Below are 15,090 nucleotides of genomic sequence, written 5' to 3'. Positions count from 1 at the left end.
AAGAATCACATAGCCCCAGATCACCCGGTTATACTGCCGGTCAACTCTTCTCGTTTGATCGCTCAAAAATGTCGCATTTTTACAATTTAATCCTTCTTTGTCTGGGTAGGTTTACCGAATAACCAAACCCCGGATCATGAAAATTATCCTTTACTTTATTCTTCTTGGGTACCTGGCAACTGCCTGCCAGAAAACAGACCAGCCAGCCGAGGCAAGCTCCGGGCCGCCGTCCATTGAAGGCAGTTGGGAGTTAGTCGAAAACCGGGTCAATGGCAAGGTCACCAAGCCCCGACGTGCCGAACAATTCAAGATGTTTCATGATGGCTTTTTCAGCTTTATCATGTACAATCCGGACGGAAGCTTTCATGGTGCGGGAAGTGGTACCTACACGCTGGACGGCAATCAGTACACCGAGAAATTTCGCTATTATTCCGACACGGCCTGGGTCGGCTATTCTGACGTACAGAGCTGGGAGCTAAAGGATGATACGCTACTTTTTTCGGGCTTCAAAAAGGTGCTCGACCGCAACGGGAAAGAAATGGCAGCCGATACCTGGGGAGGAGATAGGTTTGTGGAGAAGCGCGTCAGGTCGAAGCCCTGAATAGACTGTGAATCGGGGATTGTGCTTCGATCCTATTATTAAGTCATTGTTTTTCTGATTTCTACCGTTTGATATACAGACTATGCCACCAGGCAATCAACTGTTGACTAAACAGTTGATTGCCTGGTCTTTAACCCCTTAACTTAAATCAACTCATTTTATGAAAAAATTACTATTCATTCTTTTGCTGTTCCCATCCCTTGCTTTCGGTGCAAAAATCACGACAGCCAGTGGGTACACATTGGATTGCCCCGGTATGACCGTTGATGCGGTGCAAGAGTATATAGGGCTACATCCAAACGGCATTTTGTGCTGTGGTATCGGAGAAAAAAAGAAATGCGTCGGTATTGCTCAAATTGATCACATCGTAGCCATATCACCCGATGGGAATATTGGAGATGAACCCGACACTGGCCCCCGCATAGATCCTGGCATTGGAATATTCGCCGGACTTTTATTGATTGCACTGGCTATTTATTTTGGAAGGAAGCGGGGATTGGCCTGATTGATCCTTGTAGCACTAGACGTTAAAAACCGCCTTTTCCATCGGCAAAACTTTAAAATCGGCGCCCGCAACCGGTGGATCGGACCGGCCGTTTACGAGAAGGGGTTCAACGGATTGAGGTCAGTGACCAAACCCGCCGAATCACTGAAAAAGCCGGATTATGTTGCATCAGGGGATACTTCCGGTTTTTTGAGTTTATCTAACAGATTTTGAAGAGTCGTATAAAACCAGGCAGTATAAGCATTCACGATACGGATATACAACGCCAAATCACCCTTGTTGTAATAGAGTAAGATACTATTAAAATCCGCCGTCAAATCGGTGTCCATGACGTGCCAGAGGACCGTTTTAAAAACTCGAATAAAGCGTTCTTCATCCTGAATGGCAAAGTTCTGATTCCATTGGACAATGTGGTTGCCACCGACAAATCCATAGTTGGTAAAAGAACACCAAAAGTCGTTTAATTCTTCTGCGGATGAGAATCGTTTCATGATTTGTGCTTCGTAGCTTATTGCCTTTTTTATAAACAAATCAAGTGCCAATTGCACTAATTAAGTACAATTACTATAAAAATAAGTGCAATAAACTCGATTTAGTCATTGCAGGCTGCCAGATGGGTGTTTCCAAGCCACTTTCTTTACTTGGAACGGGGCCGCCTTTTATGTTTGTGTGTTGGTCAGATTCTTAGATTCAGGATAGCTTGCCAGTACCGCCTGAAAATCCGGGAGGACCTCACTAAGAATCAAATTTAAAATTGTTCTCTTCCAAAATTCGGGATCAGGCATTAAGGAAACGGGCGACACCAAAAGCGGCCGCTGCCGCCAACGCTCCAATCAAGGTTACCTTAATGGCACCCCTGGTCGGGGGTTGTCCCGTTACTTTACTTTTGAAATAACCAAAAATGAACAGGCACAACAACGTCAAGGCACAGGAATAACCCAAGGCAATGTGGGGATGGCTCAGGATAAAATAGGGACATAAAGGTATTAACCCGCCAGCTACGTAGGAAAGTCCAATCGTTAAGGCGCTCTTGGTAGCCCGCTTTGGATCCGGCTCATCAAGCCCCAGTTCATATTTCATCATGAAATCCACCCAATTCGTTTTATCCTTAGCCAGTTCATCGGCAATGGCGGTTTGCAGATCGGCAGGAAGGCCCATGCTGGCAAAAACGTCGCGTACTTCTTCTTTTTCACGTTCGGGAACCGTTTCTACTTCTCTAATTTCGCGTCGCCGTTCCGATTCATAATGATCGGCCTCGGTCTGACCAGCCAGGTAACCTCCTAATCCCATCGCAATAGCCCCGGCGACAATCTCGGCAATACCTGCGGTAACAATCAGGGAAGAACTCGATACGGCACCGCTTAAACCCGCTGCCAGCGCAAAGGGGACCGTTAATCCGTCCGACATGCCAATGACGATGTCTGAAATAAATGCGGAACTCCGCAGATGCTTTTCAATGTGGAGTTGACCATGTGGGGTATGTGCCATCTTATTCTTATTCTTCTTCGTTATTGTTTAGTTTGGCCAGTAAGCTGTAGGCGCCCTTCCGGACAATCGGCGTTACGGCCGGGTTGACGTTCGGGGGAATGGAAACGGCTACATAACCATTTTCCTGAATACCCGTTTTTATCTCTACCTGCCGAAATTGATAAGCAGCCGGATGGCCCTGCTTTTTCTCCAGTACAAACACCAGCGACTTGCCTTTATAGCTAACGACGGCCGTTTCGGGTAAGGTGGGCAGGGGTTGCGTTTTCACATCGACCAGGGCCGAGACGTATCCGCCCGGAATCAGGTCGGCACTGTAGCCATCCGGGTGAGCCAGAACCGCAAGCGTTCGATCGGCCGCTATGGATTTTCCAATCAGGAAAATTTTGCCCTGGTGCACCAAAGATGCTTCATCCCCCAAACCGAAGTGAACCACCTGCCCGGTATGCACCCGGCTGATGTCTTTTTCAAAAATGCTGAGCCGCACATGCAGGTGATCGACATTCGTGATCTCGACCAGTATGTCGGACGGGTTGAGGAACCGACCCTTATTAATCGGCACACTGGTAACAAAGCCCGAAACCGGCGAAGGAACCGTTACCAGGCGCGTCAGTTGATTGGGACTGAGTTTCTCCGGATCAATATGGATGATGGCCAGTCGCTGAGCCAGTCCCGCTAGTTGAGCCTGTAAACTTTGCCGTGTAGATCGTACCTGCTGGAATAACTTCAGTGCATTGACGTTATCCCGGCTCAATTCCTGTTGCCGATTATATTCAAGATCGGCAAATTCCAGTTTGGCTTTTGTATCCAGATAATCCTGCTGAAGTTGAATGAATTCAGGATTTTCCAACTGGGCCAGGGGTTGCCCCTTTCGGATTTTCATGCCCGGTTCCAGGTCAATGGTTCGGATATAACCGCCAAAAGGTACGGCGACGGAAACGAGATTGGATGCGGGTACATCAATCGTTCCGTTGGCTTTCAGCGTCTGGTTAAGGGTGCGTAACGTAGGTTGACCCAGCTGAATAGCCGCTACCTCGTATTGCGCCTGCGTAAGCGAAACCCGGAAGGGCCCTGTTGGGACCGAATCGACCTTTGTCGGGATAACTTCCGGACTCCTGGATTGATCTTTCTGATCATTGGATGAATGGCAACTTAAGAACACGAAAGCGCTCAGAAGTATCAGCAGGTTGTATCTGGACATGGTGTAAGTCATGGATCTATTCAGGGATTACCCAGTAAGTAGTTGATGTAGAGAACCGATTGATTGTATTGATGGAGCAGATCCAGGTAATTGGACCGGATTGTCAGGGCTTGCTGCAGCGCCAGCGAAAATTCTACGTAACCAATGTCGCCACTGTTAAAACCACGTCGGGCGATGGTTCGGATGAATTCCGCCTGGGGGAGACCATTCATTTCATAGTAAGCCAGTACCTGTTGGTACTTTTCATACTGCTGAACCGCCTGTTTCAGTTGCTGATCGAGCGTAAATTGTTGATTTTGAAGCTCCGTCTGAACCAGTTGTTCGCCAACGCGGGCCGCCTGGATTCGGGCTTTCTGGGGTTGCCTCAGCATGGGAAGGGTTATACCGATCTGTCCTCCATTAAACCGGTAACCAGGTCCGAAATACAACTCCTGACCATCAATCAACTGGTTTCCGATCAGGGTCTGACTGAATAAGCCTACCAGAAAATCCGGTTTCAATCGAGCCTGTTCCACCATCCGACTCTGCCGGGCAACCTGTATTTGCTGTTGCAATAGCCGCAGCCCGGGATTGCGGGCCAGTGAGGTACTATCCAGAACGGTCCGGATTGTCAGTTTCGGTAGTGAATCAACAGGGACATCAACCGGCTGCCGGCTGTTGAGCAACGTCTGCAGTTGGCTCCGACTGGCCGTTATGGCCGCGTCATTTTGGGCTAGCCGTACCCGTTGATCGGCCAATTGGCTTTCGGCAGTCGCTTTTTCGAGGCCGCCGGTTTCACCGGTTTTAATTCGCAAATTGGCCGCCTTCACAAACTCGGCAAGTATCGTATCCTGTTGCTGGAAAAGGTTGCGTTTCTGGTAGAGATGGTTTAGCTCATAATACACCGACTTTACACCGTACTGAACGTCATTTTGTGTAACGCTTACCTCTGCTTGACGGGCGCTGACTGTCTGATCATTCAGTTGCGCCAGCCGACGCATCAGCGCCGGATTCGGAATGGTCTGCGTAACGGCCAGGTTATTATCAAATCGTCGGCTGTTGTATTGGCCCAGCATGAGCGTGGCCGACAACCGACCGGCGTCGTAGGCGGTCTGCCGTAAAGCCTGTTCCTGGCTTACCCGCAGAGCGGCCGTTCGTAACTGACCATTTTGGTTCGCTGCCTGCTGAAGCGCCTGCTGTAACGTAACCAGTTGAGGGGTCTGTCCCCAACTGCCTGCGGCCAGTGATACAAACACCAATCCACTGACGATTTTCACCAATGGGGTCAATCCCGGTTTACGGGCGGTTTTGGCCTCTTTTTCCACTGCTTTTCGTTCTGTTAAGGAATACAGAATGGGAAGAATAAGAAGGGTCAGTACCGTGGCCGATAGTAGTCCTCCAATCACAACGGTCGCCAGCGGTTTCTGTACTTCGGCACCCGCCGAGTTCGAAATGGCCATCGGGATGAACCCAAACGAAGCGACCAGAGCCGTCATGATGACGGGGCGAAGGCGGATTTCAGTTCCCTGCCGGATAATTTCGGTCAAATTGGTTAAGCCCTCTTCGTACCGAAGCCGGTTAAACTCCGCGATCAGCACGATGCCATTGAGAACGGAGACGCCAAAGAGGGCAATAAAGCCCACACCGGCCGATATACTGAACGGCATGTCGCGGATCAGTAATGCGGCTATGCCCCCGATAGCGGCCATCGGAATGGCCATGAAAATGAGAAGACTTTGCCGAACAGAGTTGAAGGTAAAGAATAGCAAAGCGAATATTAAACCGAGGGCGATGGGGACAGCCATGCTTAGGCGTGTTTTCGCTTCGACCAGATTCTGAAATTGCCCCCCGTAGGCAATCGAATAACCGGCTGGAAATTTGATGCGCTGACCGACTTTCTGCTGCAACTCCGCGACGATACTTTCTACGTCGCGTCCCCGCACATTGAAACCGAGCGTAATCCGCCGGTGGGTATCGTCCCGCTGAATCTGGTTAGGCGTCTCCTGAACACTTACCTGAGCAATCTGACCTAACGGAATTTGTTGGGAAGGCCTGCCCACACCGGCCGGGACAGCTACGTACACATTCCGGATGTCCTGGATACTCTGGCGTTTAGTGGCGGCCAACCGAACGACCAGATCGAATCGTTTTTCGCCTTCAAATACCACTCCCGCAGATTGTCCGGCGAAGGCGGTATTGATGACCCGGTTTATATCGGCTATGTTCAGCCCAAACTTGGCAATCTGCGCCCGATCCAGCCGGATCAGAATTTGCGACAGCCCGCCCACCTGTTCGATGTACAAGTCCTTCGCGCCCGCAATGGTTCGGATCAGGCCACCTACCCGATCGGCCAATTGCGTGAGCTGATTCAAATCGTCGCCGTAAATTTTTAAAGCCACATCCTGACGGGCTCCGGTCATCAGCTCGTTGAACCGCATTTGAACGGGCTGCTGAAAGCCGAAGGTGACGCCCGGAATCACCGCCAGTGCTTCGGCCATTTTCCCGGCCAGTTCGTCACGCGTGGTAGCTGATGTCCAATCGTCTTTCGGCTTGAGAATAACCATCAGATCCGAGGCTTCGATGGGCATCGGATCGGTCGGGATTTCGCCGGAACCGATTTTGCCCACCACCTGCTCAACTTCCGGAAACTGGCGGAGCAGAATACGCTGGGCTTTCAGGGTAGCGTCGACGGTTTCGGAGAGCGAGCTACCCGTAAGGGTCCGGGTATCGACGGCAAAATCGCCTTCATCAAGTTGGGGAATAAATTCACCTCCCATCCGGGAAAACATAAAAATTGCTCCGATCAATAGCGCCACTGCCCCCGAAAGAATCAATAGCCGGTGCTGAAGCGCACGCAGTAGAACCGGTTCGTAAAAACGATGAATCCGCTTTACAATCCGGTCAGAAAACGAGACTTTATGCTGGATTTTTTTATTCAGCAGAAGCGCCGAAACCATCGGCACGTAGGTGAGCGAGAGAATAAAGGCACCCAGGATGGCAAAAGCGACCGTTAGCGCCATCGGTCGAAACATTTTTCCTTCGATGCCCGACAAGGCTAAAATCGGCAAATAGACAATCAGAATAATGATTTCCCCGAAAGCCGCTGAGGAACGAATGCGGCCGGCTGATTGGTACACTTCTTCGTCCATTTCAGCCTGGGTGAGCGTTTTATCCAGATTGCGCAGGGTGATGTGGTGCAGCGTCGCTTCGACGATGATGACGGCTCCGTCGACAATCAGTCCGAAATCGATGGCTCCCAGGCTCATCAGGTTTCCGGACACATCGAAAAGGTTCATCATTGAGATGGCAAACAGCAATGCCAGCGGAATGACGGAAGCCACGACAAAACCCGCTCGAAAATTTCCCAGCAGCAGGACCAGTACGACGATGACTATCGTAGCTCCTTCCAGCAGATTCCGTTCCACCGTGCCGATGGCACTGTTGACCATTTTAGTACGATCCAGAAATGGAACAATCTGCACGCCCGGAGGCAACATCTGCTGAATCCGGGCAATCTTTTCCTTAACCCGCTTAATGACAGCCGATGAGTTTTCGCCTTTAATCATCATCACCACGGCACCCACCGTTTCCCCCTGACCGTTGCGCGTAACGGCTCCGTACCGCACAGCTGAACCGATTTGCACCTGTGCTACGTCACGAACACGCACGGGTAACGCCTGGTCATTCAGGCGGATAACAATGTCGGCAATGTCGTCTGGAGATCGAATCAGGCCGTCTGAGCGGATAAAGAAGGCATTCGGTTTTTTATCGATGTAAGCCCCACCCGTGTTCTGGTTATTTTGCTGAAGCGCCGTCAGGAGGTCAGTAATGGTGATTCCAAAGCTCCGTAGCCGGTCTGGATCAACGGCTATTTCGTACTGCTTCAGCAAGCCGCCAAAACCGCTTACGTCAGCAACCCCGGGCGTGCCCAAAAGCGCCCGCCTGATGGTCCAGTCCTGGAGGGTGCGCAGGTCGGTCAGCGAATAGCGGTTTTCAAAGCCTTTTTTGGGAACGACGGTATACTGGAAAATTTCACCCAGACCCGTCGTTACCGGCGCCATAACGGGTGTGCCCACATGGGGTGGAATCTGCCCCGTTATCGTCTGTAACCGCTCGCTGATCTGCTGACGGGCCCAGTACACATCCGTTGCATCCGTAAACACAACCGTTATAATCGAAAGGCCAAAGCGGGAGAAGGAGCGGATCTCGGTCAGACCCGGAATGTTGGACAAGCCCACTTCGATGGGAAGGGTAACCAGCCGTTCGATGTCTTCAGCGGCCAGCGATGGACTGCTGGTGATGACCTGCACCTGATTGTTGGTGATGTCGGGCACTGCGTCGATGGGCAACTGAGAGGCTGACCAGAGGCCCCATCCGATCAACGCCAGGGTGAACAGGCCAATGATTAATTTATGACGGATTGAAAAATGAATGATAGCGTTCAGCATCGTAGCGAGGAACGAAAAGTCAACTTAGGATGATTGGCAATGACAAGCGTGCGCACTCAATACGGCGGTTTTCCACTGAAGACCGTATGCACAGGAGAACGGGTTCGTAATGCAGCCGATTAACCAAAAACAACCGGCAAAAGCACCAGAAAACGGAAAAGAAGACAGATGTATTGCTACCCGTAAGGGCACAATTCGGCCAACCAGCCCACCCCAACTAGGGTCGGGGCGGATTAATCAGCGAAAATACACAGAGGAATGAGTAATGATTAGCGTAACGAAAACAGGCTGTTTTCGCCGGCAATAAGACCGCTTGGGCAGCTAATGACAGCAAAACAATGAAAGGAGCCGTAAATGCAGGAGTAGCATGGCCGACCGCTGGAAGATTATGGTGGCTATGATTTGGATGCTTCTGGTGCTCGGAGTTGGCTCCATAATGCATGAGCATAAAATCCAGAAAACTCAAATCGGGGGCGGTTTGCCGGTGTTGCTGAAAATGCTGAACCAGATCGACCAGCCTGACCGACTGGGAGATACCAAAGCCCGGGACTAAACTACTTCCCAGTACTTGGAGCGTCAGCAAAAAAGCAACAATTGCCTTCATAAAAACGAATCTAGCCCAGCTTTTTCGTAAAGTTTATCAGAAAGATTGAGGCAACCAATAAAGCGGTGTAATTTGGAAATAGACCACTCTTACCGACTTAATTTTTACCAGTTCCGCCTGATCGGTCAGGTTTGGTAAACCGTCGATCAGCAAACCACAAACAAAGCAGATATGGAATAGGGATAAGCTTACCAAATAGGAATCTGATTGGTATTCCAATGATCTTTCTTTCATCAGATTGAACAGGTGTACGCAGAATTCTCAATGGCTTTTATGGTATTTCAAGTCGACAACTGATCAATTTTAAACCAGTCTAATTATTTGCAAGCCAATTAATTACCACTCTTTTTTAGTTTCAATTAAAAAATAATTAAATCCCCCACTCTCCCCTTGCGGGAAGCAATATTCCCTACAAAAACCGGGTATTCTATGCTGTATGGATACTCACCGCTTAGTAGAGATTTTGAGTCGTTGTCGTAAACAGGATCGGCAGGCACAACGGGAATTGTATCAGGCGTTTTATCGCTACGGACTTTCCGTATGCCTGCGGTACATTGCCGATGTTGAAATTGCCCGGGAAGTCCTCAACGATGGATTTGTGAAAGTGTTCCGGCAAATCGACACCTTCAATCCCGAATGGCCGTTTGTGAACTGGTTCAAAAAGATTCTGATCAACACGGCCCTGAATCAATTGCGCCAGCAACCACCCCTGATCCTGACTGAGTTAGCCGAAGCTGAACAGGTAGAAGTTGAGATGGATTTGTTTGGGCGATTCACGACGGAGGAAGTCAGTCGGCTTATCCAGCACTTGCCGCCTGCCTACCGGACGGTTTTTAATCTCTACGTCATTGAAGGATACGATCATAAAGAGATTGCCCAAATGCTGGGTATTTCCGTCGGCACCTCCCTGTCCAATTTATCGCGTGCCCGTCAGAAGCTTCAGGAGTTACTCTGTGATTTTTAAACCGCTTTCCATGCAGGACATTTACCCATGAACGACTTTGATTTCGATGATCAGTTTGCCCGGCAACTACCCGACTATTCCGATCGTGAGTGGTCTAAAGTAGAAGAACGGCTGGAGCGTTATGAACTACAACGGAAACTCCGTTGGCTCACGTGGCTTCTGCCAGTGGTTAGCGGATTGCTGTTGGGTATTACGGGGGTAATCTACTACCAACTTCAGGAAACCCGCCAACAACTGGATCAACTTCAAGAGAATAAACGAATCGTGGCAGAACGTAAGCTCATCCGGGTAGATACCGTGTACCGAACGGTTTACCTTCCAACTGAGCGCCAGCAGGACCCGGTTGGCCATGCAGGCAAGAATGCCCTGTGGCAGCGGCCCCGATTCGACGATCATTCCTTGTCCTATTCCGTTGAAAAAGAATGGAATAGAAACCCATCCAAAAAAGGAACTAGTCGACTTCCCGAAAACCGGTCTCCCGACGTTAACTCGCCGGATGCACGAAAGCTGGTCAAAGGGAATGGAACCGACGGAGCTTCTTTGGATCATCAAACGGGTACAGAAACCGGAGGTATTGACTCAGGGCCGGTGATCTCGCTCGCTGCTGATAGTTTGCAGGAACCTGGAAAAACGGGCATCAGCCCGGAAGAAGATAAACCGGTCCAACAACCGGCTCATTCCCGAAAAACAACTGCGGTTTCGGCCGTCGAGCCTGCCCGTCGATCGATTTCGCTCCGAAGCTTTATGTTAGGGTTGGTAGGTGATAAGCGATTGCCGGTATCGCGCCAGTTAGAAAGGCAACAGGGCAATGGTTTTGGCCTTCGTGCGGAGTGGGCGCTTCATTCAAAATGGAGTCTGATCGCAACCGCTTTATACCAGAATACGGCTTATGACTTCGAGCCCGATGGAGATCACCACCGGTCGATGCTCCACTTTCCAGGTCAGCCGGACCCACAACCGTTCATAAACCGGGTTGAAGTTAATAACTGGCATACGCTCGAGATGACCGTTGGCGGTAGATTCTATCCCTGGGCCGGTCGCCTTCAACCATTTATCGGAGCAGAGGCCGGTGTTCAAAAAGGCTTATCCTATCAAATCGAGTATCATCAAACCGGCGGTCAGCCCGAAATGAAGGTACGTGGCAATGGTTATCCTGAACTAACGGCTGTGTATCAAGTCAATGCGGGCGTTAGCTATCCCGTTTCCAACCAGTTGTTCCTTCAGGCAGAAGGGTATTTCCAATCAGCTTATCGTCCTTACTACCTGTCTTTCCCGGCTCTTGGCGGGCGGATCGCTTTGCTTTACCATTTCTAATCAATCTGTAATTTCCTATGAATCAGAATGCCATTTCCCGTAACGAATTTTTGAAAGCAATGGGCATCAAAGGAGCCGCCCTGCTGGCGGTATACTGCGCCGGACAGTCGCTGACTGCCTGTAGTAAAAATAACGGGGTTAGCCCAGCTCCGCTTAGTGGCACGGTGACGGTCGATTTAACTGCCCCCGCCAACGCCGGCTTACTGAAACAAGGTGGGTATATTGTTACCAACAATGTAGTGGTTGCCAACACTTCCAGGGGGTATGTAGCCGTCACTGTCGTTTGCAGCCACGAAGGCCAAAGGAAGGTTCAATTACGAAACGACGAGTTTTACTGTCCTGAGCATGGCGCCCGTTATGACCTGACCGGCAAAGGCTTAAATTCGGAAGGACGAAATGGCCTGACCGTTTATACGGTTACCCAGGCGGGCAATACCCTGACGATTTCTTAACTGCAACGGACTCAAAATGAAAAGATCACTTGTTTTGATCGGAGTGTTCCTGCTTGGAATGAGCGGATCAGGGTATGCTCAGGTTGCTACCTCCACACCGGACTCCCTAACAACCTCCGCCACTAGTGCCGATAGCTTATTGAATGAGCTGGTTGATTCCAAAGAAACCCCGGCGTTGCTACCTCCTCATATGATTTTCACCCAGCGGTTTTTCTGGGGACCTCGTGGAGTTTTACGCAACCTGAAAGTTGCCCCCTTGACGCCAGAGGGGCGGGCGCACGAACTAAAGATTCGCCGTACGATGCTGGTGAGTCATCAGGTGATGGGTTTTGTTACGCTCGCTGGCTTCATTGCGCAGGGAATCGTTGGAGCGAAATTATACGACGCAAAAGGAGAAAGCTTTGGCAAACTGCTCAATACACACAGTACCCTTGCTACCTGCGTCAATATCACTTATACCACAACGGCCCTTTTGTCGCTCGCTGCTCCTCCTAAAATGGTATTGGAGCGATCCGGATTCAGCTCTATCAAACTCCATAAGTACCTGGCCGTTCTGCATATTGCGGGTATGATTACGACGAACGTTCTATCGGGTATGATCGATTCTCATCCCGAACTGAAACCCTATCACCGCGCGGCCGCGTACACTACCTTTGGCGCTTTTGCTGCCTCTATAATTGCCATTAAATTTTAACGGTATGCTTCACCTATTGCTTCTTTCGAACTGGTTGTTGACGCAGTCAATGCCGTTTGCATTCCTGCCGAACCGCCTGAAAATGGTGGTTGACAAAACACATTCTACCGTCACCTACACCATGAAGCATCCCATGCATACCTGGGATGGAGTCAGCCACGAGGTATCCGGCGCGTTCATTTACAACCCCGATACGCGTCAAATCGAAAGCGGTGCCCTGGCAATCAAAATAGCCAGTTTCGACTCGAAGAACGCGAACCGTGATTCACACGCCATTGAGGTATTGGAAGGACTGAAATACCCCCTGGTTACTTTTACCACGCAGGAGGTTCATATAAATACCGGGGGAGCCCTGGTAATTGTCGGCAAGTTGACTTTCCACGGGGTGACGCGTCCGGTTACCTGTCAGGCAAAATTACTGGAGACCGGAAATGAATTTCGAATAGAAGGATCCTTTCCGGTCAGCCTTTCCGACTTTCTAATTGACAGACCCTCTTTAATGATGGTGCCAGTCGAGGATGTCATGACTCTAAAATTTGACTTGATCTTCCGCAATCCATCATCGTAACTAGTAGTTGCCCACTTGACTAAACCTCTATTGTTGGGGTAGGGCACGGCCATGACTGCGGGCCCCAACGAGACGACCACGACAATCGAAAAATACCTGGCTATTCAACCGCGACCGTTTCGGGCTGCGGTTTCCTTGTCAGAAATTTCTCCGGAATATCCGGCATTTTTTCAAAGGCTTTGCTCAACCTTTTGGATAGTTGGTCGACACAAACTGGATCTGCCCGGCTACCGGGCCAGATAACCGCCGTCAATGGGATAATACGAACCCGTCACGAACGAAGCTTTTTCCGACGAGAGCCAGATGACCAGTTCGGCAACTTCTTCGGCCCGGCCCAGCCGACCGATGGGATGAAGTCCAATCAGCGATGCTTTCACTTCATCCGGTAATACCCCTAACAAGGGCGTGTCGATATAGGCCGGACCGACGGCATTGATGCGAATTCCTTTCGGCGCATACTCAATGGCTGCGGTCTGGGTCAAACCGACCACGCCATGTTTGGCTGCGACATAACCCGGCGACATCGCCGTACCGACCTGCCCCAGAATGGAAGCCATATTAATGATCGATCCGGTACGGTTTTGTTTCAGCATGGCTTCCAGCTCGAACTTCAGGCAATAAAAAACGCTATTGAGATTTATGTTGATGATCTTCTGCCAGCCTTCCAGCGAATAATCCCCGGTCTGATTCAGTTCGCCACCGATTCCGGCGTTGTTGCAGGCCATGTCCAAACCGCCAAAAGCGGAAACGGTTTCCTCAATGAGTTGCTGACACTGCCCGGGGTCGCCGACATCGGCTTTGAAAAACCGGGCGATACCGCCTTCGGCCACCACCTGGTCGGCGACCTGTTGACCTCTTTCTTCGTTCACATCGGAAAGCATAACGCTGGCGCCGTGTTGACCATACAGCAAGGCGATGGCTTCGCCAATACCCGAAGCGGCTCCGGTGACCAGCGCTACTTTCCCTTTTAAGTCCTTTTCCATACCTATTTTATTTGTGGTGTTCAATCATTTAATTTAAGCCCGCATAATCAGAACGGGTACTTCAGCGTGGTTCAGGACGTCTTCGGCTACACTTCCCTGAATCAGATGGCGCAGACCTTTGTGTCCATGGGTGTAGAGTACGATCAGGTCGGCTTTTACCTCATCGGCATAGTTCAGGATTCCTGTCGGGATGGATTGGTCGCGCCAGATCGTAAACTGATAATGAGCCATTCCTTTTGCCAACGCAAATTCATCCATCCACTCCCGGATACCGTCGGGTTGACGAGGATCGTTGGGGGTTAGCACATAAACAAACTGCTGCAAACCCTGATCCGTCAACTGGAACGGGTGCGGATGACGTTCCTTGAGCTTGTCATCTACATCAATTCCGCAAATAATGGACTGGGGTTGAAAGTGTTCGACCGGTTTTTTAACCACCAGCACCGGACAGCGGGCATGTCGTACGATGAATTCCGCGTTAGATCCCTCCAGCCATTCCTTCAACCCGGACGCTCCTTTGGAAGCCAGTACGATCAGGTCGGCGGGCTGCTCGTTAATCATGCGAATCAAACCGTCGAAGCTGCTGCCCAATTTTGTCCTGATCATTACGCCCGCGTAGTTCGGATTTGCCGCCATTTTCCAGAGACTTTCTTCCGCTTCTTTGAGGGTTTCCTCATAATACTCCGCCGAGAGTGCTGACACTTCCGGCGTATAATCAACGGCTGGTTGCGGCATAAGCTGATAAAGCACGGTATGTAATAAAACAACTTCAGCTCGATGCATACGAGCCAGACCGACGGCGACATCAAGGGCGTAGGCCGTCATTGGACTTAAATCCGTGGGAACCAGGATCGTTTTCATGATGAGCGATGGTTTGCTTGATGCTCCAAAGCAAGTCGAAAACCGCCCCTTTCAAAATGACTGATCACATAAAACCGGTTGATTATTGTCAGTTGGCAGACGTCAGCTGATCGTGTCCAACTAACGTAAAATACACTGACAATCAAACTGCCTTTTTCAATGAAGTCTCCGTTTCAACGTCTCCGAAAACCTGCCCCCTGCGTGACTAAATCTCCAATTTCAGAAAAGGGAACTGGCGCTGCCAGTGGTGATTGAGTAGCCGACTGAAGACAACCGCTGCTTGTAAGCCTGCTCTTTGCCTACTTCCTCGTGGGCAATTCCATTAAAACCGGGTTACAGCTCTCCTACCGTATTAATAAGCGATTAAACTTCTCTTTTCCACGGCTTTTGCCTTGCATTCGAATTTATTTGGAATGTCATTTGTAACCGCT

13 protein-coding genes are annotated in these 15,090 nt (G+C 50.2%); 7 read left to right on the top strand and 6 right to left on the bottom strand.

Features of this window, described 5'->3' with window-relative positions; translation table 11 throughout:
• Nucleotides 1-136: 136 nt before the first annotated feature.
• Both GJJ30_RS26175 and GJJ30_RS26170 read left to right on the top strand, forming a co-directional pair.
• Nucleotides 137-601 carry a hypothetical protein gene (locus GJJ30_RS26175; RefSeq protein WP_154178118.1) on the top strand — a complete coding sequence of 155 codons (465 nt, stop codon included), beginning with the start codon at nt 137-139 and terminating at the stop codon, nt 599-601.
• A 160-nt stretch (nt 602-761) separates the two neighbouring features.
• Nucleotides 762-1,106, top strand: a complete 345-nt coding sequence (locus GJJ30_RS26170) for an LPXTG cell wall anchor domain-containing protein (protein WP_154178117.1) — start codon at nt 762-764, stop codon at nt 1,104-1,106.
• Nucleotides 1,107-1,264: 158 nt separating this feature from the next.
• Here GJJ30_RS26170 and GJJ30_RS26165 read toward each other — a convergent pair whose 3' ends face one another.
• From GJJ30_RS26165 to GJJ30_RS26150, 4 genes are all read right to left on the bottom strand, one after another.
• Nucleotides 1,265-1,597, bottom strand: coding sequence for a hypothetical protein (locus GJJ30_RS26165; protein WP_154178116.1), 333 nt, complete (start codon nt 1,595-1,597; stop codon nt 1,265-1,267).
• Nucleotides 1,598-1,883: 286 nt separating this feature from the next.
• Nucleotides 1,884-2,594 carry a VIT1/CCC1 transporter family protein gene (locus GJJ30_RS26160; RefSeq protein ID WP_154178115.1) on the bottom strand — a complete coding sequence of 237 codons (711 nt, stop codon included), beginning with the start codon at nt 2,592-2,594 and terminating at the stop codon, nt 1,884-1,886.
• Between the two features lie 7 nt (nt 2,595-2,601).
• On the bottom strand, nt 2,602-3,804 hold the full coding sequence (locus GJJ30_RS26155; RefSeq protein ID WP_154178114.1) for an efflux RND transporter periplasmic adaptor subunit: 1,203 nt from the start codon (nt 3,802-3,804) through the stop codon (nt 2,602-2,604).
• Nucleotides 3,805-3,812: 8 nt separating this feature from the next.
• Nucleotides 3,813-8,219: a CusA/CzcA family heavy metal efflux RND transporter gene (locus GJJ30_RS26150; protein WP_154178113.1), complete on the bottom strand. Its 4,407-nt coding sequence runs from the start codon at nt 8,217-8,219 to the stop codon at nt 3,813-3,815.
• Between the two features lie 1,040 nt (nt 8,220-9,259).
• On the opposite strand from GJJ30_RS26150, the gene GJJ30_RS26145 reads away from it, so the two are divergent.
• From GJJ30_RS26145 to GJJ30_RS26125, 5 genes are read left to right on the top strand one after another with little or no spacing between them, the layout of a single operon-like run.
• A complete protein-coding gene (locus GJJ30_RS26145) occupies nt 9,260-9,787 on the top strand; it encodes an RNA polymerase sigma factor (RefSeq protein ID WP_154178112.1) in 528 nt (175 codons plus the stop codon).
• A 27-nt stretch (nt 9,788-9,814) separates the two neighbouring features.
• Nucleotides 9,815-11,101, top strand: a complete 1,287-nt coding sequence (locus tag GJJ30_RS26140) for a dihydrolipoyllysine-residue succinyltransferase component of 2-oxoglutarate dehydrogenase complex (RefSeq protein WP_154178111.1) — start codon at nt 9,815-9,817, stop codon at nt 11,099-11,101.
• Nucleotides 11,102-11,118: 17 nt separating this feature from the next.
• Nucleotides 11,119-11,553: a Rieske (2Fe-2S) protein gene (locus GJJ30_RS26135; protein ID WP_154178110.1), complete on the top strand. Its 435-nt coding sequence runs from the start codon at nt 11,119-11,121 to the stop codon at nt 11,551-11,553.
• A gap of 16 nt (nt 11,554-11,569) precedes the next feature.
• Entirely contained in the window at nt 11,570-12,247 is a 678-nt protein-coding gene (locus GJJ30_RS26130; RefSeq protein WP_229313422.1) for a hypothetical protein, read from the top strand.
• A 4-nt stretch (nt 12,248-12,251) separates the two neighbouring features.
• Nucleotides 12,252-12,815, top strand: coding sequence for a YceI family protein (locus tag GJJ30_RS26125; RefSeq protein ID WP_154178109.1), 564 nt, complete (start codon nt 12,252-12,254; stop codon nt 12,813-12,815).
• A 227-nt stretch (nt 12,816-13,042) separates the two neighbouring features.
• On the opposite strand, the gene GJJ30_RS26120 is transcribed toward GJJ30_RS26125, so the two are convergent.
• Both GJJ30_RS26120 and GJJ30_RS26115 read right to left on the bottom strand, forming a co-directional pair.
• Complete coding sequence (locus GJJ30_RS26120; RefSeq protein ID WP_154178108.1) at nt 13,043-13,798, bottom strand: SDR family NAD(P)-dependent oxidoreductase; 756 nt, start codon at nt 13,796-13,798, stop codon at nt 13,043-13,045.
• 33 nt (nt 13,799-13,831) lie between these two features.
• Nucleotides 13,832-14,659 carry a universal stress protein gene (locus GJJ30_RS26115; RefSeq protein WP_154178107.1) on the bottom strand — a complete coding sequence of 276 codons (828 nt, stop codon included), beginning with the start codon at nt 14,657-14,659 and terminating at the stop codon, nt 13,832-13,834.
• Nucleotides 14,660-15,090 lie beyond the last annotated feature (431 nt).

The sequence above is a fragment of the Larkinella terrae genome (assembly GCF_009668025.1).
Classification (GTDB): Bacteria; Bacteroidota; Bacteroidia; order Cytophagales; family Spirosomataceae; genus Larkinella; species Larkinella terrae.
The sequence above is the reverse complement of the archived record's forward strand: the minus strand, read 5'-3'. Positions and strand labels throughout refer to the sequence as shown.